Raw genomic sequence first — 21,831 nt, forward strand, 5'->3', positions numbered from 1 at the left:
ATCAACGTGCCCCGGGATGCACGAACTGCCGCGTTCGGACGTGAACTTTTCGACCTGTCACTCGGAATGTCGCGGCGCGGTTCCTGCCACGGCAGCAGGCGCGAACAGACTCCGCCTACCAATCCAGTCCGAGCGCCTTCAGACGGGCGCGAATGACCTTCACATCCCAGAGCTGCACGGTGCCCTGCATCGTGCCCACCGCAAGCTGGTCCCCCGACGGACTGAAGCTCAGCCCGCCGGTACCTTCGGGATAGCCGGTCGCGAGCTGTTCGGACTGCGATGTGCTGAGCGTCGCGACGTCCTGAAACGTGGCGGGATCGTACAGCGTGACCGCGTGCTGGCTGAGCGCTGCGCAGAGGCTCATGTCGGGTGTAAACGCCAGACGGCCATAGCACACCGGACCAGCCCCTGGCAGCCGACGGCATTCCTGCCAGGTCTGCGTGTCATAAAACACGAAGCGACCAAACTCCGACACAATCAGCCAGCGGTTGTCAGGACTGAACGAGACCAATCCGCCCAGCGAATCCGTCGTCCGCAGATGAACCAGCAGGTCACCGCTTTCAGCATCCCAGACGGGAACATCGGGGTTCCGTTTTTCGCTGGCGGCGACCCGGCGGCCATCCGGGCTGATGGCGACGAACCAGCTGTACGACGGAACCGGTTTCATGCGGACCGGATTCGTCGGGTCCGCAGGGTCATAAGCATGAATTACATCCGGCGCGAGACTGGCGGCCATTCGCCGGCCATTCCGGCTGACAGCGACTTCGATCGGAAACGAAGTCGCGCGGGCCAGAGATTCCCTTCCCGCCAACAGATCAGTCATCCGGCCTGCCGCAAGCGCATCAACGGACCAGCGATCAATGCTGGCATCCAGGTAGCCGCTGGCTGTGATCAGCGATTGGCCATCGCCGGTGAACGAAACGGATGACGTTCCCTGTTCGCCCCGAAAGCGAGCGACGTCGCTTCCCGTGGCGGCTTCCCAGACGTCGACGCCGCTGGCTTTCGATGCCGCTGCGACAAACCTTCCGTCCGGGCTGAAACCCGCAGCGACCACGCTGTCATGCGGCGGCGTGGTACTCAGCAGCCGGCATTCGCTGCCGGTGGAAACTTCAAAGCGTCCATATCCGGCCGCCGGATCACTGAAGCCCAGCCAGCGGCCATCACGACTGAACTTCACTCCCCGACCGCTGACCGCGACAAGCTGACGCCCGTGGCGCGGATTCCAAAGTCGCGTTGTTCCGTCGTATGACGTCGACATTAACAGCGCACCGTCGGCGCTGAAGGCGGATGCAATGGCATTGCTGAGATGTCCGCGGCAGACTGCCCACGGCTGGTCAAGCCTGGCAGTGTCCCAGACATAGACGTTTCGATCGAAGCAGGCGGCGGAAAGCAGCCTGCCGTCTTCGCTGAAAGTGATGTGAGGAACTCCCTGCGGATGCGGCAGCACGTATTCGACTTCGCCGGATTCCAGCGACACGATCGAAACCTCACTGCCGCCCGATCCCGTGACAACGGCCAGTTGTCTTCCGTTCGGATGGAACGCCACGCAGTTCAGCATCGAAACGGCGAGCTGATGGATCGTTTTTCCGGAAGGCAGTTCGAAGATGTCAACCTGCCGCGCTGATCGCTGGATCGCCATCATCCGGCTGTCGGCGGAGAACGCATACTGATATCCGAACGTCCAGACGTCCTGCGCTTCGTCAAGCAGCAGTGTGCGATCCTTCACGTTCCACACGCGCAGGCGGACACCGGCGTCCGCGGTCTGGCCGGAGGCCGCGAGGTATTCGTCGTCCGGGCTGAACTGAATGTGCGGTGTCCTGTGTTCGTCCAGCCACATGCCGGGAAGTCGCAGCAATTCGGCCTGATCAGACAGACGTCGAACGACGATTTCCCCGTCCGGATCGAGTCGTGCTGTTCGTTCGAGCCGTTGATCGAAAGCCGTATGGCGAACAGAGGCTCCGGGCGGCGCGTCTTCGGGCCAGCGAATATCCGGCCGAACATCCACCAGTACCAGGCTGCCAATGGCTTCGTCGCGCAACTCCCGAACTGCGGATTCGCCGAGAGCGAGACTCGGCAGCATTTCAGCGGCTTTGCGGATGGCTTCCAGGCTGTCGAATTTCCTTCCCGGCCGATCGCTCCAGCGCCCGGCGCGAGCCTGAGCCAGGTAGGCGTCAAACAGTCGCCGGTCGGCGAGTTCGCGAGCCGTGCGTTCGCTGGCCTCGGCCGCTGTCGCGCGCGTCAGGCTTTCGTTCATGGCGACGTTTTGCCGACGCAGACGAAATGCGGCCGTACCTGATGTGATTGTCAGCACGATCAACAGCAGAGCAACAACTCCGACCAGCGAGGCCACCGCCGGGCTGCGCCGACACCACAGCCACATGCGTTCCCGAAGCGTTGTTCGTCGAGCGACAATCGGACGATCCGCCAGAAACCGCCGCAAGTCTTCGGCCAGGTCGACGGCGGTTCGATACCGAGACGCAGGTTCGCGCGCGATGGCTTTCAGCACAATCGTTTCCAGATCGCGCGGAATGCGGGGATCAATGTTCCGCGGCAACGGCGGCGACGTCTGAGTGACGGTGCGAGTCAGTTGCGCCTTTTCCGTCTCGACGAATGCAGGCCGCAGCGTCAGCAGTTCGTACAACGTCAGGCCGAGACTGTAAATGTCGCTTTGTTCCGACGAGTCACCGTGAAACCGCTCTGGCGCCATGTAGCGAAGGGTGCCGATCAGATCACCTGGCTGAGTCAGGCTGTCGTCGGAGGTGCGCGCCAGGCCGAAGTCGGCGATCCAGATGATGCCCTGCAAATCCAGCAGCAGATTCGCCGGCTTGATGTCGCGGTGCAGAACGCCCCGCGCGTGAGCGTAGGCCATCGCGTCGGCCGCCTGACTTCCAAGCTGTGCGACGTTGCGAAAGTACTGCACTCCGTGCCCGGTCGGATCCGTCAGACTGCTGCCGGTCCGGCTGTCGTCCGCGGAACCGGTACACGCCGGCAAGTGGAATTCGCTGGCAGTCGCCTCTTCGCCGACAGATATCGGCGGCGGAACACCCGGCCCGGAGGATCGGTTGCTGTTTGCGTCGGCGTCGGACGCGACCGAATCAAATGCGGCCGCGACCGACCGGGTCAGCGAATCAGTGGCCGGTCGAAATAACTGCGGTTCGCGAATGCGACGGAGTTCTTCCAGGACCATGTCCAGCGGCCGGCCTTCGATGAACTGCATGGCATAGAACAGAATGCCATTGTGTTCTCCGACGCCGAAGACCGGCACGATGTTCGAATGGTGCAGCATGGCGGCCGTTCGTGATTCGCGCAGAAAACGCTGCCGCCGCTGACTGTCGAGCGCCGCCATGCCGACCAGAACTTTGAGTGCGACTGTCCGTCCGAGCGATTCCTGAATGGCTTCGTAGACGACACCCATCCCGCCGCGACCGATTTCGCGCTCGATTCGAAAGTCGCCCAGCCGCCGGAGTTCACTGCCATCGGGCATCAGCATGGCACCGCCCTCGACGGCCGGCTGTGACAGTTCCGCCTGTTCCAGTCGCGCCACCGCCGGAAACAGTTCGCGGATGTCGTCTTCCAGTTCCGGATGGCGCTGCACGAATTCCGACAGTGACGGATACTCGCCGCGACGTCGGCGTTCAAGGAACTCGTCCATCAGCCGGCCGAGTTCGTCTTCATGGCTGGAACTCATCGAAAACCACCTGTCTCAGCTCTGGTTCAATGCGTCGCTGCGACCGGCTGCTCCGTCGTCGCGGATGCCGCAACCGGGCCAGCCGCCGGGCTTGTCCAGCAGTTCCTTCAGTCGTCTGATCGCCCGCACGTATCGCTTGTAGGCGGCCTGTTTGGCGATTTGCAGGACCTGAGCCGTCTCCGCGTTGTCCAGTTGTTCGAAGTGGCGCAGGGCCAGTATTTCACGATCGTTTTCGTCCATCCGGTTCAGCGCGTCCAGAACCTGCTGCCGCATTTCGACGCGATTCAGCACGCTGCTTGGAGACGTCAGCCGGCCGACCAGTTTTTCGGCCAGCACCACGGACGACGCTTCCGGGCCGGCTCCTGCAAAGATGGAAACTTCGCGCCCGGCGTCCCGGGCCCGGACTCCCAGATGGTGCCGGTGCAGTTGCGCCAGTCGCTGAGTCGTCAGGAATCGCAGCCAGACGAACGCACTCACGTCGGGGCGAGACCGGTACTCGTCAAACCGTCGCGTCGCATCCATGTATGCATCCTGGATCACGTCCGACGGATCGACGCGGCCCTGCAGTCGCCGATCCATCCGAAGCTGCACCATTCGCCGCAGCCGGTCGCGGTGTTCGGCGAACAGCACGCCCAGGTCAGGATCCTGTTCAGGTGGTTGAGAACCGGTCATGTCGATTCCGGCGGCGGCAATGTGAGTCAGTGTCGTGTCCTTCTTCATGATCTGCGATTGGAAGGAAATTCGTACGCAGGTTTTTGGAGATTTTGCCGCACGGGCGGTACGAACGGAACGAGCCTTCGCAGTACAGCACCGTGGCGGTCGTCCTGACAACCGCCGGCAGCCCGGATTCGCCCTTCCCACGCCACTCCGGTTTTCCAAAAGGTGCCGTCATGATTCGATGCTCCCTGCGAACTCTGCTTCAACGCGTTCCGCTCTGTCTTTCAGCGACCGCCCGAAGGCCGCGACGCACCAGACGAGCCCGGATCGCCCGCTGGTCCTCGCTTCCTGCGGCTCAGCAACTGGAAGACAGAACTCTTCTGGCCGTCACGTCCGTTTTCGCCGGCGGAACGCTCACCGTTACAGCAGACGCTGCGGACAACATCGTCGTCACTGGCAGCGGCGGCGACGTCAAGATCAATGGCAGTGATCCGGATTCGGGAGCCGTTTCCGCGTCGGCAGTTGACTTCATCGAAGTGACGGCAATCGGAGATTTCGCGAACACGATCGACATGTCGGGTGTGACAGCCGCAGACGGATTCAGCTCACCCGTACTGTCACTGCGACTTGCGGCGGGAGCCGGCGATGACTTCGTGATCGGTTCACCCTTCCAGGACTCGATCGACGGCGGTGACGGCAACGACCTGCTGACGGGCGGCGCAGGGGACGACCAGTATGAATTCTTTGTCACTGCGGGCACGTCCCACAATGACGTGATTGATGAATCCGGCGGCGGAATCGATTTCGTGTGCGTCTTCACGGACGCCGGCGGCGCGATTCTCGACCTGAGCACCGGCGCGGCTCAGACCGTGTTCAGCGACGCGACGTCGCTGCTGACACTGACGCTGGGGAGTTCGGCGGCTATCGAAAACGCGTGCCTGAACTTCGGCGGCAACACTCTGATCGGCAACGATCTGGACAACACCCTGAACGCCGGCGGCATCGTGATCGGCGGAAACGGGAACGACACGTTGTTCGGTCTTGAAGGTTCTGACGACACGCTTGTTGGCGGGTTCGGCGACGACACCTATCTGGTGCTCGGCGGCCGAGCTCAGGGCACCGACACGTTTGACGAAGCTTCCGGTGATGGTTCCGACACATTCAGCCTGCTGTCCTACGATCACGGTGACGGCACGGGCGTGACAGTCGATCTGGATGACACGGCGGCCCAGTCATTCGGTTCCGGTGGCGGCACGTTTCAGTTCAGCGGGTCGATTGAGAACTTTGTCGGCTCGCCGTTTCCGGACACGCTTCGCATCGATGCACTCAGCGGAATAACCCGCCTGGTTGAAGCTCTCGCGCCGGATGTCGGCGCGTCCGGGGATACGCTTGAAGTCGACCTCGCGAACACCGCGTTCACGCACAACACCAGCGCTGCGGGTGACGGCATGATCGACGTCAGCTTTGCAGGCGGCACCGGGACAGTCGGTTATTCCGGGATCGAAACGCTGAGCCTGCTGAATCAGCCGTCGGGCGGTGGTGCGGCTGCCCCGCTGGAATTTTCCGGAACGGCAGCAAACGAGAACCTGATTCTGCGGCTCAACGCGGCGCGGGACACGGTTGAACTCATCGACGCCGACTCGAACGCTCTGTTGATGTCGCAGCCGATTGCTCTGACGTCGGCGGTCGTCATCAACACGCTTGCCGGTACCGATTCGCTGACCATCGATGAATCGAACGGTCTAATCAATGTCCCCGGCGGAATTCAGTTCAACGGCGGCGACAGGCAGGACTCGCTTCGTTTTGCCGGGACGATCAACGTCGCGGCGACGTACCGCGTTGGCCCGGAAGCCAGTGGCGGGTTCATCGAACGCATCGGTCCCGGCGCAACAAGCCTGGTATCCTTCACCGGACTGGAACCGATCTTTGACGCGACGCCGGGCACGCTGACACTCTTCGGTACCAATGCCGACAACGCGGTCAATCTTGCGAATGGGCCGAACAGCGGCGTCATGAACGCGGTGAATTCAACCGGGGCTGCGACCGGTATCGCGGCGATCGATGGTTTCGAAACGTATGAATTCGCGAACAAGTCGGTGGTTACGATCGACGGACTGGCGGGGCAGGACGTGTTCGGGATCTCGAATCTGGCCAGCGGCCTGGTGCCGGGCGGAATCGTCGTCGTGCAGGGCGGCGATCCGGCCGACGGCGACGAACTTATTGTGTCCGGCACACCGGGCGATGACATCTTCGGGTATCTGCCACACCCGGAACTGCCGGACGCGGGCGTGATCACGGGACTCGGCGGCGGCCTGCTGTTCTTCGGAATCGAAGACGTGACGGTGGCCGGCGGGACCGGCAGTGACGCGATCACAACGATTGGAAACTCCGGCACGTCGACACGGTCGTTTACGACGACGGTTCCGGATTCGGAGGCCGCGAAAATCTTCGCGGCAGCCTTCGCATCGGAGGGCGCCGGCGGAGCGGATCCATCACTGGCTGCGAGCGGCGCCGGCGGACTCCATCCGTTCGCGGATGCGGGCAACAACGACGACGCACCATTCCACGCGGCCGTCATCGCGGGTGCGGCGGTTCCTGACGGTCTGTTCGACGTGACGTTCACCGTCGGCAGCAGTGACGGACAGAACATCGGCGAGTTTGACCTGATCGGCGGAGTGGTCGGACTCAGCGAGTTCCAGCCGGAGGCGGAACCGAACAATGCCGTCGGCGACGTCGATCCGATCGCGGTGACGATCGATCAGAGTGGTCGCATTGCGCGAACCGGTCAGGTCGTTGCCGGCAGTGGCGACGTCGATCTGATCGCAGTGAACATCAACAACAGCGATCGCGTCACGAATCCGATCCTGAACGGTGACATCTCCGTCAACATCAACAACAGCGATGAGATCGTCGGCGGCGGAGACATCAGCCTGTCGCTGGGCGGAGCCGGTGCCGTTGTGCTGACTGTTGATGACAACGGACAGCTCATCGGCGGCCGGATTTCCGTCACCATCGATCAGAGCGGGCGCGTTGCCGGGACTGTCACCGGCGGGCAGGTGTCGGTCACCATTGACCAGAGCGGCCGTGTCCTCAGAGGACCAATTTCCGTCACCATCGACCAAAGCGGTCGCGTGATCAATGGCGAAATCGCAGTCACCATCGACCAAAGCGGTCGTGTCCTCGGCGGCGAAGTCGCAGTGACGATCGATCAGAGCGGGCGAGTCGGTGTGATCGTCAACAACGATCCAAACGGCAACGGCGAGTTCACCGCCGCGCGGCTGCGACTGCTGGGTGCTGACGGCGAAACGGAGATTCTGAGCGGCTCGAACATTCCCGGTGCGGCGTCGACGTCACTACTTTCGATGCCGCTGGAATCCGGCATCTACTATCTGGAAGTCACCAACGGCAGCGCGGACGGTGAAAGCGACTACGAAATTGTCGTGTTCCCGGTGTTCAACTCCGCAGCCCGCGAAGCCGACGCGAACAACAGCAGCCCGCAAACCGCGATCAGCTACACAGCAGCGCAGCATGGACGCGGCAGTATCAGTTCGGCCAGTCGAGACGATCTGGTGCAAATCCGGTCGGACTCGACACCGAATCCTTCGAACGTCGGCAACGGCACGGTTGTTGAACAGACGTGGCTGCGGTTTAACGAATCGACGCCGCTGACGATTGTCGATGTCGAACAGATTACCATCGACCCCGGTCAGGAAAGCGACTCACTGCGATTCCTGGACACGAACGAAAACGATGTCTTCCGTTTTGAACCCGATGCAGGGCGGAACGACACCTGGGCAATCCGCGCGAATGGTCAGGACATTCGCTTTCCGACGCAGTCCCGTGATCCGCAACACAGATTGTTAGTGGAGTTCCAGATGGGCGAAGGTCAGGACCAGACTCGGATTGACGTCGCTGACGCGCGGGATCAGATCATTCCTCAGTTCCGCGTCTCCGGTGACGGACTTCAGACTTCTCCAGGTGATCTCGGAGCCGGTCATGGCTATTCCGGAAACGACAGACTCGATTACGTGACGCAGCGGACGAATGCCGATCTGACCAACGGAACGAACATCTTTGTCAACCCCTTCACGCAGGAGATCGTCAACGCGTCGTACGATCCGTATGCGTATTCGCTGTCAGTCGTCACGGACGCTGGTGGCAACCAGCAACTGGAATACTCACTGGCACCTGCGTCATTCACGCGACTGAATCCGTCGTTGTTCTACGACGGCGTAGGCACCATCAATTTGCTGAAGCCGGAAGGCGAAGTGCGGCGAGTCTATTTTCAGGGCCTTCCGGACGTTGACGACACGCTGACCTTCTCGCCGCACGAGACCTTCGTGAGTGTCGTCCATGAGGGCAGTCCGCGCGGCACTTCGCCGGTGTTCACTGTGTTTGGCGGTGACAGAATTCGCGCCGACCTGGCCTTCAATCTCGGTCCCGGAGTGATGGATCCGGGGCACGATCAAATCGTCATCAACGGAACGTCGGGTGATGACTCCATCACATGGCTCCGCGAAACAAGCCGAACGTGGCTGGCCTTTGTTCAATCCACGATGACGGAAATCGAAGTGCTGACGAATGGGCTGGAGATCGACGCGTCTGTGCAGCTCGAACAGGTGGTTGGTAACGACTCACTGCCGTTCAATCCTCTTCGCGCCACTCCCAATCTGGAGTCGCTGGTGTTGAACGGAGCCGCCGGAAACGATGGATTCTTCATTCGGCCGGGAATCGTGCCGATCAAAATCGATGGCGGCGATCCAATCGCAACGTCTCCCACCGGAGACCTCGTCAACATCCTTGCCGACAACCTGGATTACGAGTTCTTTACCGGCGTCGGCCTGGCGTACCCGGTTCGCGTCAACTGGCCGTTTGCCGGCCCCGAAAACGATTCCGGCAGCGTGCAGCTCGATGCGGTTCAGTTCGGCCAGTTTGCGGATGGACCATTGCCACCGGTCAGCTTCGATCGAATCGAACGTGTGGTGGTTTCCGGTGCAGGCGTTGTCGGTCAGCAGCAAGTCAGCCGAATCGATCTGGGTTCGACGCTTGAGAATCTCACACTCATTCCCGGAGAGGAATCGTTCACGCTGACATCGGGAAACAATCAGTTCCGCTTCGAAGATTTCAGCGGCACGCTGGCAATCAGTACTCAGAATCAGCTCAGTTCGTTGCAGGTGGATCTTTCAACGCTGGCTGGCAACGTCCGCGTGGAACAGCCGGAAGACGAACCCACGGAACCAGGTTCGACCGCCCAGTTGATCACAGGGCTGGGCGGCTCGCTGATCACGACCGGCTTCGGCAATCTCGTGTTTGACGGCGACGGCAACGACAACCTGACAGTCGCAACGCCGCGCGTACCGGGCGGCGTCGACGAAACCGGAGTCCTGATCGGCCTGCTGCGAGTTGTTGGCAACACAGCCGGACAGGACGCGATTCTGATCGGCCTGCTGCGAACGGCGCTCAACGCGTCCGGCCTTGACAACCTGACGATCGAAAGCACCAACGGACACAGCAGCGTCGAGTTCGACTTCAACACGCTGGGCGGAGCGAACAGCTACACGGCGAACCTGCGCGCGACGGATGTCGGCATCATCAGCGGCGGCGATGCGACCAGCGACGAGTTGACGGCACGGCGGTTCGGCAATGTTTGGAATCCGACCGGTGTGAGGATCGTCGGCAGCGGCCCGGAAGTCCGGTTCGCGGGAGTCGGCGGGCTCAGATTTAACGGGCGCGGAGGCGACGATGTTCTGATGATCGACGAGTCCGAAGGTGTGATTTCGCTGCCAGGCGGACTCTTCTTCGACGGCGGTGATGGTCGGGACACGCTGCTGTTTCGCGGCACGCAGGTCGTGGACTCAGTTTATGACGCCGGTCCGGGAACGGCAGACGGCCTCATCGAACGGACCAGCATGGCGGGCGTCAGCCGCGTGACATTCAGCGGCCTGGAACCAATCATCGATTCAACACCGGGAACACTGACCGTGAGCGGTACGAATGCCGACAACGCGATCGGTCTGACAACCGGACCAAACAGCGGTATCACGAATTCGGTGAATCCCTTCGGCCTGGCGACCGGCGTCGTTTCGATTGACGGAAATGAGACATACGAATTCGCAGGCAAGTCCTCGGTCACACTCGACGGTCTGGGCGGAAGCGACGTGTTCGGCATTTCGAGTCTGTCGGCCGGCCTGTCAGTCGGCGGAGTCGTCGTCGTACACGGCGCTGAACCGGCTGATGCAGATGAAATCCGTCTCGCCGGAACAGCGGGCGATGACATGTTCGCGTATCAGCCTCATCCGGCCTCCGCGGCGGCAGGAACGTTGTCGCTCGACAGAAATCGGCTGGAGTTCTTCGGAATCGAACACATCGCGGTCAACGGCCGTTCGGGAACAGATACCTTCGAAGCGTTCGGTGACATTGGAACGGCCGAAGAGCAGGAATCCGGCTCACCGCGACTGAACGACGCGGTGGAACTGACTCCGCTGGGCTACAGAGAATCGCGGCTGCGGTTCAACAATTCGACACCGCTGGAGCTGGCCGACTTTGAGACTGTCACTGTCAATCCTAGCAGCGGCATCGATCAACTGAAGGTCTTCGGCACGGTGAATTCCGATGTGCTGACATTTGATGCGGCAACGCTGACGGTGAACGGCCAAACGTTCGGACATTTCAACACAGAGATCTTCGCGGCATTCGGGAACTCCGGCGACGATACCTTCGGCGTCACCAGCGGCCTGAACGGCGCGTTCACCGTGGACGGCGGCGACGGACTCGATCTGCTGTCGGTGGTTACTCCGGCGGGCAGCCCGGTCGGACTGGCCTTGCCCGGCACGATCATCGATTCGCGAACCATCGAAAGCGCTGCAGTGGAAGGCTTCGCCGTGAACGCCGGCAGCGAAAGCGTGGTCATCGCCGGCGCACCGGATACGGTGAGCCGCGTGTCGCTCACGCCGACTTCGTCTGCGGAAGTGCATATCGCCGCCGCTGGTCGCAGCTACGATGTCTTAACGAGCGGTGTACTGACGGTCTCCGGGGCCGCTCCGCCGACCGGTTCGCAGCTTCCGATCAGGCAGCTCGATATTTACGCGACAATCTTTGACGATACGGTCACGGTCGCGGACACGATGATCGATGTCGGCGGCGGATTGAAGGCGGTCGGACTGTCGAACATCGGCAGCGTGAGTGTATTCGGCGGTGACGGACTCGACACGTTCCACGTCATGCCGTCCACTTCGACGAGCTTCTTCATCGACGGCGGTGCTCCGATCGGTTTCGGCGACACACTAAACGTCAGCGCTCCCGGAGCCGCGTTCCATGCCGGGCCGGAAAGCGACGACGGTGCGTTTTTCGTGACCGGCCGGCGTCCGGTAACGTTCGACCGGATCGAATCGGCGAATGCGACACTGAATGCGCCGGTGATTTCAGGCCCGTCCGGCGATCAGCGGAATCCTCGGCCGGAACTGACCTGGTCGCTGGATCCCAATGCGACGTCGTACGAACTGGAATCAATCTGGCTGACAGGCAACAGCGACCCCGTCGTGACGGAACAATTTGAGCCGTCGCATCAACCCATCGACGATCTGCCGATTGGATTGCATCAGTTTCGAGTTCGGGGCGTCCTGCCCGGCGATCTGCGCAGCGACTGGAGCGACGCCTTTACGGTGGGAATTCGTCCGGTTTCGCAGTTGTCGGTCTCGCGGTTCTCTCGCGACCCGCTGCCGCAAGTTCAATGGACGCCGGTCGCCGGTGCCGTTCGTTATGACCTGTGGGTCGACAACCTGACGACAGGGCAGAGTCAGTTCATTCGCGAGCAGGCCCTGGCCGAGACGATGTTTACGCCTGCCGCACCGTTGCCGATCGGAAAGTACGTCGTCTGGCTGCGAGCAATCGGCCCGGATAGCTATCCCGGCTCGTGGACGTCTTCGCAGCTGGACGTCATCACGCCGACGGAAGTGGTTTCGCCGATCGGAGCCGTCGTCAGCGGTCGACCGACATTCGAATGGAAGCCGGTCGCGGGTGCCGAGTCGTACGACCTGTGGGTCCGGCAACTGACTCCGGAATACGTCAGCATGAAGATCCGCGTCGAGAACCTGACGGCAACCACGTTCACTCCGGCCGAGCCTCTGCCGGCCGGAACGTACCGCGTTTGGGTTCAGGCTCAGGGTGTCGCGGGTTACGCGGCCGCATGGAGCAGCCCGGAAACATTCAGTACGTTCGCTCAGATCGCGATTCTGGGTCCAGCGTCAGCCAACGCGACCGCAGCGTCGGCAATCACGTGGACCAGCGTCGCAGGCGCGGTCCGGTATGAACTGGAAGTGACCAACTCGACAGGCGGACTGGTCGTGCATGAGACCGGCCTGACACAAACCTCGTTCGCTCCGCCGCAGCCTTTGGAGACCGGACAGGAATACTCGGTGCGCGTCCGCGCCGTCGATGCGACGGGTGAGTCGGGGCCGTGGAGCCTGATACATCGCTTCCGCACGCCTCCCGCGCGAGTAGCGCTGATTGCACCAGGCGGCGGCGCGGCCGTGTCCGTTCCGGTGACGTTCACGTGGCAGTCCGCCACCGGAGCCGCCCGGTACGAACTCTGGGTCAATCGCATCGCACCGAGCCCGGCCACACGAGTCTTGTACGTCAACGATCTTGCGTCGACCGAATTCACAGTTCCGACACTGCCAGCCGGAACCTACCGCTGGTGGGTTCGCGCCATCAACCCGGACGGAAGGGCCGGCCTGTGGTCCGCAGCACTGACGTTCACGGTGTAGGCCGCGATCGCATCTGACTGCGTGAGGTTCGGCGGTCGCTGTCGAGGCGTGTGGAACAGACCGTCCGAAACGTTCGCCAAAGTGTGCCTGGACACATTTATCGATCGCTGCATCCGACGGAAAAAAACATCCGGGCGGCAACGCGGCGTCGTATTGGCGAAGAAAAAAGCCGCGGCAGAACAACGGAGTTCCGCCGTGGCTGAGAATTCAGAAAGTCGCCGCCCAAAGCTGCGGCAACCAGGTACACGTCAATAGGTCAGGATCGCGTCGACACCAAACACCGTTGAGTTGAACAGGCTGGAATGACCGACTGCCTGAGCACCCCCGTTGGTGGCGCCAGGAGCCCACATCTGTCGAACTTCCGGACGAATGACGAAGTTTTCCACGGGAGTGATGTTCACGCCGTAGGTCATCGTGTTGTAGGAAATCCCGTCGGCCTTATACCACTCCTGTCGGACACCGGCCTTCAACTTGTCGTTGATGGTATAGAACAGGTAGTTGATCAGGCCGGTGGAGTTATCCGCGACGCCGTTGGCAGCGAAATTGGAACCAAACCGCGTAGATGCATCACTGCCCAGCACGTCAAACTGATGCACGCTGGACCACTTGTCGGACCAGTCATGCGTCAGGATCACGCTGTTGATTGCACCGTTGCCTCGCCACCCGAGGTTTCCGACCGTCATCATGTAGGTGAACGTGGTGGCTTCGGACATCGTGTAGATGAATCCGCCGAGGAAGCTGCTGCCTCCCGCGAACTGATCAAAGCCGGTGTCCATGCCCAGCGTCCAGCCACCCATCACCTGCAGTTCGTCACTGGCCGTGTACGTTGCCAAAGCGCCGGTGTGAGTAAACGGCTCACTGTTGTAGAACGTCAACTGACGGCTCAGGAAGAAATTGCCGCCCGACGGGATGACTTCGTAGCCGATCAGCGTATAGAAGTGTCCCAGCTTTACGGACAAATCTCCGGCAGCCACTTCCGCATACAACTGCGGCAGAGCCCATTCGTAGATTCCGTGATTCCAGCGTGCATTGAAGTCATACCGTCCGGGATTGTTGCCGAACGACTGAGCTTCGTTGCCATCCACGCCGTAGATCATTTCGGCACGGAATCCAAATCCAATGCCGTTGCTGCCGTCAGCCGTCTTGTTGATGTACAGGCCCTGCTGGTTCAACTGAAAGTTGTTCCATTCATTGGAATTGTTCAGTCCGGCGCCGGGTCCGAAATTGACGTTATTGAACGCGCCGTTGCCGCTGAACGCTCCATCCGGCCCCGACTGGTAGCCGAACTGCGTCCAGCCGCCGAATTCGATGCCGTCGCCGCATTCGCCGAACAGGCCGCAGCCCTTTCCGTTTCCGCCGTCGCAGCCTTCACCGCAGCCGGATTCTGCGCAGCCGGGGTCGCCGCAGGCAGCGCTGCTGCACAGATCATCAGCGGTGAAACACTGCGTCGTTCCACAACCGCCGCAGGCCGCGTCACCGCAGGTACCGCAACAGCTCATCGATGCCAGTTGGTCCGTCAGCCGTTGTCCGGCATCGGCGAAGATCTGTTCGCAGTGCTGGCATGACGGGGCACACATGTCTCCGCACGGTGTGCATCCTCCGCCGCCGGCGAAAGCAGTCGGTGCTGCTCCCATGCCGACAGAGACGGCAACTCCCGCAAGGAGCGATCTCCATGATCGCATGACCATTATTCAATCCTTCGCATTCATCCCTGTACCGCAACTCAATCCGCCCTCCCCGGCGGAAAATGAAGATGCGGCCATCGGTCAGTTCTGCCGTCAGTCACCGGCGGAGTCACTGCAATCCGGGTAAGCGACGGCGGAAATCCGAAGCCGCACCACGCGGCTTCGTCACTACAGACACATTTCCTATCGGCGGACGAATCGAATGTCGGCGAACTTTTGCGTAGCAACTTCGGGTTGTTTCCATTCAAACCCGGTCGAAAACTCCCTGCGATCCCGGCAATCGCACGGTCGCGTGCAATGCGATCAGATCCGCTGTCTTGCGCAATCGCTGACAATGCACAGAACCGCGGATCGATCGGCAGAATTCGCCGGTTCGCTGAGCGACGAAGGAAGCGTTATCACGAAGGTCCGACACCACCGAAGTTCAGCGCGGAATTGCATCCGACGTCAAAACCGCTATACCTGCAAGGCGTCCGATTTCACGGCGCTGACCGCTTCCCCGACGTTTGCCATCACTGCTGGTCCATGACTTCTGACCGCCCGGTGCGACAGTATCTGCAACTGCTGAAATCCGCCGGAATCAGCCATATTCCGACGGTAAAGCTGCCTGCTCGGACAGCGGAAACCGGCGCGCGCCGCGGCGGCGTGACTTCCAGGTCCGCGGCCCCCCGCAGCGCTGGAACTCCGGCAACGCAACAGCCCGTTCCGACCGCGCCGAAAACTCTGCGGTCACCCGGAGAACTGCTTCCCGAATCCGCTCAGGTTCCCGAAATGCTGGAAGAAACAAAGGCCATTCTGGCTCAATCGCTAAAAACGAAAGACCAGAAAGGTGCGGCTTTGTGCGAACTGTCGGCACTGGTCAGCGGATGCCGCCGATGCTCGGAACTGGCGAACACGCGAACTCAGACGGTATTCGGCGTCGGTGACCCGAACGCACGAATCATGTTCGTCGGAGAAGCGCCCGGCGCGGACGAAGACAAGCAGGGCGAACCGTTCGTCGGCCGGGCCGGTCAGCTTCTGGACAAGATCATCGAAGCCAGCAAACTGAAACGCAAAGACATCTACATCTGTAACATCCTGCGATGCCGGCCGCCGGGAAATCGCAATCCCCTGCCCCAGGAAGCGGCGAACTGCCGTGAATATCTGGACGCGCAGATCAGCATTGTGCAGCCGGAGTACATCATCTGCTGGGGAACCGTGGCCGCTCAAAACCTGCTGAACGAACGGCGGACGATCGGCAAACTGCGAGGACAGTTTCTGACGTACCGCAGCGCGAAAGTGCTGTGTACGTATCACCCGTCCTATCTGCTCCGCAATCCATCGGCGAAGAAGGACGTGTGGGCCGACATGAAGCTGTTCATGGCAGAACTCGGCGTGACACTCGATTAGTCGTCGAACGAACGCCAGCTTGTAAACGTTGCGAAGGTCTAAGAGCAACCGCCCCTTCACGGTCCCGTGCAGTGGTCGCAGAATGCACGCCGTTCAGGCCTTCGCTCGCCGAGGCACACCAAAATTCCCCTCCCGGCCGAAGGCCATTGGGGAGGGGTCGAACGAGCGGAGCAAGTTCGGGGAGGGGCAACCACGCGTTGATCGCACAAAGTTGTCAGAACGCCGATCGCGGGATCGGCCCCTCTCCCGGGCATCGCTCCGCTCGCCCGACCTCTCCCGGCCGGCTTCGCCTGGGAGAGGTGGGTGCGCAGACGCCGCGGCGGAATAGGTGGGTGCGCGACGCCGCGCCCGGAAGCGCAGCTTCCGTTCCGCCCCTCCCGGCCGAAGGCCATTGGGGAGGGGTCGAACGAGCGGAGCAAGTTCGGGGAGGGGTAGACCGCGCGTTGATCGCACAAAGTTGTCAGAACGCCGATCGCGGGATCTGTGCGGCTACGTCTGGCGGTTTACCTGGTCGCGAACGTGGCGTGGTTCGGCCTGCAAAAAGTGCGGGCCACGAACTTCCGGCCGACCGATCTGCGATTGCGCGGCTGCGTCGTCGCCGGTGCCGGTTTGCTCACCGGCATCGCTGAGTAGCAGCCGGACAACGTCCCGGCGGTGCAGCAGTCCGACAACGGAACCGGTCCTGTCGATGACCGGCACAACAACGTGGCACGCGTCACGAAAAAACGGCATCACGGAACTCAGCGACGCGTCACAACTCGCGGACTCGACGTGTCGCGAAAGAATGGATTCGATCGGCACGTCCGTTGATGGCGTTGCCAGAAGGCTGCGGATGACAGCGGATTCCGCCACGACACCTGCAAACCGGTTCGCATCGTCAACGGCGATCAGCAGCGGTTCTTCGCTGAAGATCAGAGCTTCAGCAGCGTCTCGCAGCTTCATCGACATCGGAATGACGGCCGCGTGGCAGGGTCGCATCAGGTCGGCAACACGCAGCGTCAGCATGATGTTTCATTCCGAATGGAGGGTTTCGGCGGAAATCAGCCCGCACAGGGTCGGCGATCGGCGATGGCTTCCACGCTTCGATGACGCCGCGGCATCGCTTCTCACACCATGAGCCGAAACGTCGAACGTCAGTCCGCAGGCGGTATAGTGTTCGTATCGGTTGGGGGGATTTCCGTCTGAAGCCAACCACGCGGGATTGCCCGACTCGCCTTCGGACCCGGCGATTTCAGTAGGATTCGCTCCGGTCAGACAGCCTTTGCCGGGTTCGTGCGGGGCTCCACAGTTCACTGCGGCCCGATTGCTGGTACCCTTCCCTGCGGGAAATGACCTTGCCGATTTCAACGCCGATGACGCGCGGCACTGCACAGGTGTCACGCATCTGAAGTTCCGACAGACAGCGGATGATTCGCCATGATTCGATCGCCTCGACTGTTGCTGCTGACAATGACCGCGTTGGCATTCAACACGGATGCGACTCCGGCCGCCACAATCGCCGAGTGCCAGGAACTTCTGCGCATTGGTGAATACCAGCAGTGCCTGGACTTTGCGACGGATGCGATTCAGCGCCGCAGCTACGGAGAAGAATGGCCGCTGCTGAAAATCCAGGCGGAGAAAGCGGTGGGGCAATACGAACAGGCTCTGCAGACGTCGGTCGACGGACTGTCTCGCTATTCGTGGAGCGTCCGTTTGCGGATGGAAGCTCACGACTGCTACCAGCGCAGCGGTGAGCAGGAACTGTCTCGGCAGACGCTGGCGGAGATCGATCGCATGGTCTCGGCCGCGCCGTGGCGGTACACGGATGCCGACGACCTGGTGGCTCTGGGAAATGCGGCCATCGCACTGGGAGCCGACCCGAAAGACGTCCTGGAAGGATTCTTCGACCGCGCTCGACGAAACTACGCCACGCGACCGGATGGCTCACTGGCGTCCGGACGGCTTGCGTTGCAGAAAGGCGACTTTGCCCTGGCCGCGGAAATCCTGACACCGGCCGCTCAGGACTTCGCCGACAATCCCGACGTATTGTTCGCGCTGTCGGAGGCTGTTCGAAGTGCCGATGCCGAACGTTCGGCGGAACTGCTGCAGGCTGTTCTGGAAATCAACCCGAACCATGCCGATGCGCTGCTGCGGATCTGTGACCAGCGCATCGACGCCGAAGACTACGACGCCGCTGAAGAACTGCTGCAGCGAGTTCTGAGTTTCAATCCGTGGCATCCGATTGCTCACGCCCAGCAGGCGGTAATTCATCACCTGCTGAATCGACCCATCGACGAAGCACGCAGCCGCAGTCTGGCACTGGCATTCAGCCCGAAGAGTCCGGAGGTCGATCATCAAATCGGTGAGCGGCTTTCGCGAAAGTATCGCTTCGCGGAAGGAGCCGCCTATCAGCAGCAGGCACTGCAACGGGATCCGAATCACCTGCCATCCCGAATTCAGCTCTCTCAGGATCTGCTGCGGCTTGGCCAGGAAGACGCCGGCTGGACGCTGGCCGAAGCGGCTCACGAACAGGACGGCTACAGCACCACTGTCTTCAACCTGCTGCAGTTGAAGGATTCGCTACACCGCTTTGCGACGCTGGAAAATGACCGATTCGTGGTCCGCATGAATGCCGACGAAGCCGCCGTCTATGGAGACCGCGTACTGCAGTTGCTGAACGAAGTCCACGCCGAGATGACCGCTCGCTACGGCTATACACCTGCCGAAAAAACGGTCGTGGAAATCTTTGATCGCCCGGCCGACTTTGCGGTACGGACGTTCGGGATTCCCGATGTCGCCGGATTTCTGGGAGTGTGTTTTGGAAAGGTGATTACCGCAAACAGCCCGACGTCGCAGCGCGGAAGTCCGACAAACTGGGAATCCGTGTTGTGGCACGAATTCTGTCATGTCATCACGCTGCAAATGACGGGCAACCGAATTCCCCGATGGCTCAGCGAAGGCATTTCCGTCTACGAAGAACGGCGGAAGGATGGCCGCTGGGGACAGTCCATGTCTCACGAATTTCGGGACCGAATCCTGGAAGGTAACATCACGCCGGTCAGCGAACTCAGCAGTGCCTTTCTGAACGCGGAATCGGGCGAGGATCTCAACTTCGCCTACTACGAATCGTCAATGGTCGTCGAATTTCTGGTTCAGCAGTTTGGAACAGAAACCCTGACGGGCATCCTTTCCGATCTCAGCAACGGAATGCTGATCAACGACTCCCTGGAACGCCGCGCCGATGGTCTGGCGGAACTGGATGCCGCATTTGACGATTACCTGACGGAACTCGCCCGATCATTCGCGCCGGACGTGGAATTCGATTTCGAAGTCACGGAACTGACAGCCGATGAACTGAAACTCGCGGCCTCTACAAATCCGCGGAACTATTTCCTGGGAATGTCCCTCGCCGCTCAGCAACTGCGAGAAAAGGAGTATTCCGACGCGGAGCAGAATCTGCAGCGGCTGATCGAGCTGTTCCCGGAAGACGCCGGCTCCGGCAGCGCGCGACGTCTGCTGGCGGAACTGTATCGTCGCACGGACCGTGTTCAGGAACAGGCGAGCCTGCTGAAACAGCACCTGGAAGTTTCGGGAGACGATCTGGACGCCGCCATGCAGTTGCTGGCGATTCAGACGAAGCAGGAAGACTGGCCCGCAGCCGTCGCAACCGGACGACTGCTGATGTCCATCGACCCGATGCAGCCGGTCGCCCTTCGGCTGATCGCGACGGCAGCCTCCGCGTCGGACGATCGCGACATGGCTCTCCGCTGCCTGCAGGGACTTCTGAGCCTGGAACCCGCTGACGCTCCGAAAACTCACTTCCAGATGGCGGGCCTGCTGCGCCAAAATGAACCACAGCTCGCCCGACGACATATCCTGCTGGCACTTGAGCAGGCTCCGCGCTACCGGGAGGCACACCGAATGCTTCTGGAACTGACCGACCGAGAAATGGAGTTCCCCGGAAATAGTAAGCGCTGATTCCGACCCAACGAAATCCAGGACCAACCTCCCAAACGGACTCCCGACATGATTCCTTTCGATCGGCAAGACGAATTCATCACACGGCTGCAGCGCCGGACATTCCTGAACGCCTCCGGCCTGGGACTCGGAGCAGGAATCCTGGCAGCGCTGTTCGGACAGACGACCCGCAGCGCTGAACCGGAACAGTCAGGTCGGTGGAACGGAGTCATCCAGCCGCTGCACTTCCCCGCGAAGGCCCGACGGATCATCCATCTGTGCATGGCCGGAGGTCCGTCGCACCTGGAAACACTCGATTACAAACCCAAACTCGCCGAAATGGACGGCCAGCCCATTCCCGAATCGTTCACCAAAGGCAAGCCGATCGCTCAACTGCAGGACGCCAAAGAGCTGAAGTGCCTGGGACCGCAGCATCCCTTCGAAAAGTACGGCGACTCCGGCCAGATGATCTGCTCGAAGTTTCCAAACATTGGCAGCGTCGCCGATGAAATCTGCATCATCAATTCGCTGCGGACCGAAGCGATCAATCACGACCCCGCTCACACATACATGAACACCGGCAGCACCGTTCCCGGTCGCCCGTCGATGGGAGCGTGGATCAACTACGGGCTCGGCACCGAATCAGATGACCTGCCGGGATACGTGGTGCTGACGTCGCTGGGGAAGTTCGGTCAGGCTCAGCCCATCGCCGCTCGCCAGTGGCACAGCGGATTTCTGCCCAGCCGTTTTCAGGGAGTCGAATTCCATTCCGCCGGAGACCCCGTGCTGTACGTCCGCAATCCGCCCGGCTTCAGTCAGGACCAGCAGCAGCAGACCATCAGCGCCGTCACGCGACTGAACCAACTGCAGTCACAGATCACTCACGATCCCGAAATCGCGACTCGCATTCAGGCTTACGAGACGGCATTCCGGATGCAATCCAGTGTTCCGGAACTGATGGACATGTCCGGTGAACCGCAACACGTGCTGGACATGTACGGAACAAACGGTGCCGATGGTTCGTTCGCGTCCAATTGCCTGCTGGCTCGCCGACTGGCCGAGCGAGGCGTGCGATTTGTGCAACTGTATCACCGGGCCTGGGATCACCACGGCGGCGTGAAGAAAGCGATCGAAGGAACCGCCGGCGAAGTCGACCAGGGTGCTGCAGCACTCATCAAGGACCTGAAGCAGCGAGACATGCTGAAGGACACGCTGGTGATCTGGGGAGGCGAATTCGGCCGCACACCGATGGCTCAGGGCAGCGGCCGCGACCACCATATTCGCGGATTCAGTATGTGGATGGCCGGCGGCGGCATCCGGGGCGGCATGACTCACGGAGCCACCGACGAACTGGGCTACGAAGCCGTGGAAGACGTCTTCCACGTCAACGATTTCCATGCCACGCTGCTGCATCTGCTGGGAATTGACCACGAGAAGCTGACGTTCCGATTCCAGGGCCGCAACTTCCGTCTGACTGACGTGGCGGGAAACGTGGTGCAGAAAATTCTGGCCTGACGGTGCCGGCGACGCGGATTGCCGATCAAACAGGTTCCGGCGCCGGAATCACGTGACAACACGTTCCTGAGGCCGTTCCGTCAACCGATTGTCCTGATCTTCCCGGGATGGAACCGGCAACCGTTCAAAGACGACATCGGTTGGATCAACGTCGAACGATTCCTCGCAATGTGGACGCGGCGTTCTCTTCGAATTC

General features: G+C 61.1%; 8 protein-coding genes. 4 read left to right on the plus strand and 4 right to left on the minus strand.

The window, feature by feature from the left end:
- Positions 1 to 115: 115 nt before the first annotated feature.
- Positions 116 to 3,688, minus strand: coding sequence for a serine/threonine-protein kinase (locus tag R3C19_25670; protein MEZ6063751.1), 3,573 nt, complete (start codon positions 3,686 to 3,688; stop codon positions 116 to 118).
- A gap of 15 nt (positions 3,689 to 3,703) precedes the next feature.
- Positions 3,704 to 4,408 (minus strand): sigma-70 family RNA polymerase sigma factor, encoded by a 705-nt coding sequence (locus R3C19_25675; protein MEZ6063752.1) that lies wholly within the window; start codon positions 4,406 to 4,408, stop codon positions 3,704 to 3,706.
- A gap of 170 nt (positions 4,409 to 4,578) precedes the next feature.
- Here R3C19_25675 and R3C19_25680 point away from each other — a divergent pair, with 170 nt between their 5' ends.
- Complete coding sequence (locus R3C19_25680; protein ID MEZ6063753.1) at positions 4,579 to 13,110, plus strand: hypothetical protein; 8,532 nt, start codon at positions 4,579 to 4,581, stop codon at positions 13,108 to 13,110.
- A 248-nt stretch (positions 13,111 to 13,358) separates the two neighbouring features.
- Here R3C19_25680 and R3C19_25685 read toward each other — a convergent pair whose 3' ends face one another.
- A complete protein-coding gene (locus R3C19_25685; protein ID MEZ6063754.1) occupies positions 13,359 to 14,792 on the minus strand; it encodes an outer membrane beta-barrel protein in 1,434 nt (477 codons plus the stop codon).
- Between the two features lie 528 nt (positions 14,793 to 15,320).
- On the opposite strand from R3C19_25685, the gene R3C19_25690 reads away from it, so the two are divergent.
- A complete protein-coding gene (locus tag R3C19_25690) occupies positions 15,321 to 16,184 on the plus strand; it encodes a uracil-DNA glycosylase (protein MEZ6063755.1) in 864 nt (287 codons plus the stop codon).
- Between the two features lie 489 nt (positions 16,185 to 16,673).
- Here R3C19_25690 and R3C19_25695 read toward each other — a convergent pair whose 3' ends face one another.
- Positions 16,674 to 17,189 carry a CBS domain-containing protein gene (locus R3C19_25695; protein MEZ6063756.1) on the minus strand — a complete coding sequence of 172 codons (516 nt, stop codon included), beginning with the start codon at positions 17,187 to 17,189 and terminating at the stop codon, positions 16,674 to 16,676.
- A 411-nt stretch (positions 17,190 to 17,600) separates the two neighbouring features.
- Between R3C19_25695 and R3C19_25700 the strand changes: the two genes are divergently transcribed.
- On the plus strand, positions 17,601 to 20,141 hold the full coding sequence (locus R3C19_25700; protein MEZ6063757.1) for a peptidase MA family metallohydrolase: 2,541 nt from the start codon (positions 17,601 to 17,603) through the stop codon (positions 20,139 to 20,141).
- Between the two features lie 48 nt (positions 20,142 to 20,189).
- Positions 20,190 to 21,635: a DUF1501 domain-containing protein gene (locus tag R3C19_25705; GenBank protein ID MEZ6063758.1), complete on the plus strand. Its 1,446-nt coding sequence runs from the start codon at positions 20,190 to 20,192 to the stop codon at positions 21,633 to 21,635.
- Positions 21,636 to 21,831 lie beyond the last annotated feature (196 nt).

It is taken from the genome of Planctomycetaceae bacterium (genome assembly GCA_041398785.1).
GTDB lineage: Bacteria > Planctomycetota > Planctomycetia > Planctomycetales > Planctomycetaceae > JAWKUA01.

Bases quoted from the DNA above. Each gene is read 5' to 3' on its own strand.
- R3C19_25680 (MEZ6063753.1), top strand. From the start codon at position 4,579: ATGATTCGATGCTCCCTGCGAACTCTGCTTCAACGCGTTCCGCTCTGT.
- R3C19_25675 (MEZ6063752.1), bottom strand. From the start codon at position 4,408: ATGAAGAAGGACACGACACTGACTCACATTGCCGCCGCCGGAATCGAC.
- R3C19_25705 (MEZ6063758.1), top strand. From the start codon at position 20,190: ATGATTCCTTTCGATCGGCAAGACGAATTCATCACACGGCTGCAGCGC.
- R3C19_25690 (MEZ6063755.1), top strand. From the start codon at position 15,321: ATGACTTCTGACCGCCCGGTGCGACAGTATCTGCAACTGCTGAAATCC.
- R3C19_25685 (MEZ6063754.1), bottom strand. From the start codon at position 14,792: ATGCGATCATGGAGATCGCTCCTTGCGGGAGTTGCCGTCTCTGTCGGC.
- R3C19_25700 (MEZ6063757.1), top strand. From the start codon at position 17,601: ATGATTCGATCGCCTCGACTGTTGCTGCTGACAATGACCGCGTTGGCA.
- R3C19_25695 (MEZ6063756.1), bottom strand. From the start codon at position 17,189: ATGCTGACGCTGCGTGTTGCCGACCTGATGCGACCCTGCCACGCGGCC.
- R3C19_25670 (MEZ6063751.1), bottom strand. From the start codon at position 3,688: ATGAGTTCCAGCCATGAAGACGAACTCGGCCGGCTGATGGACGAGTTC.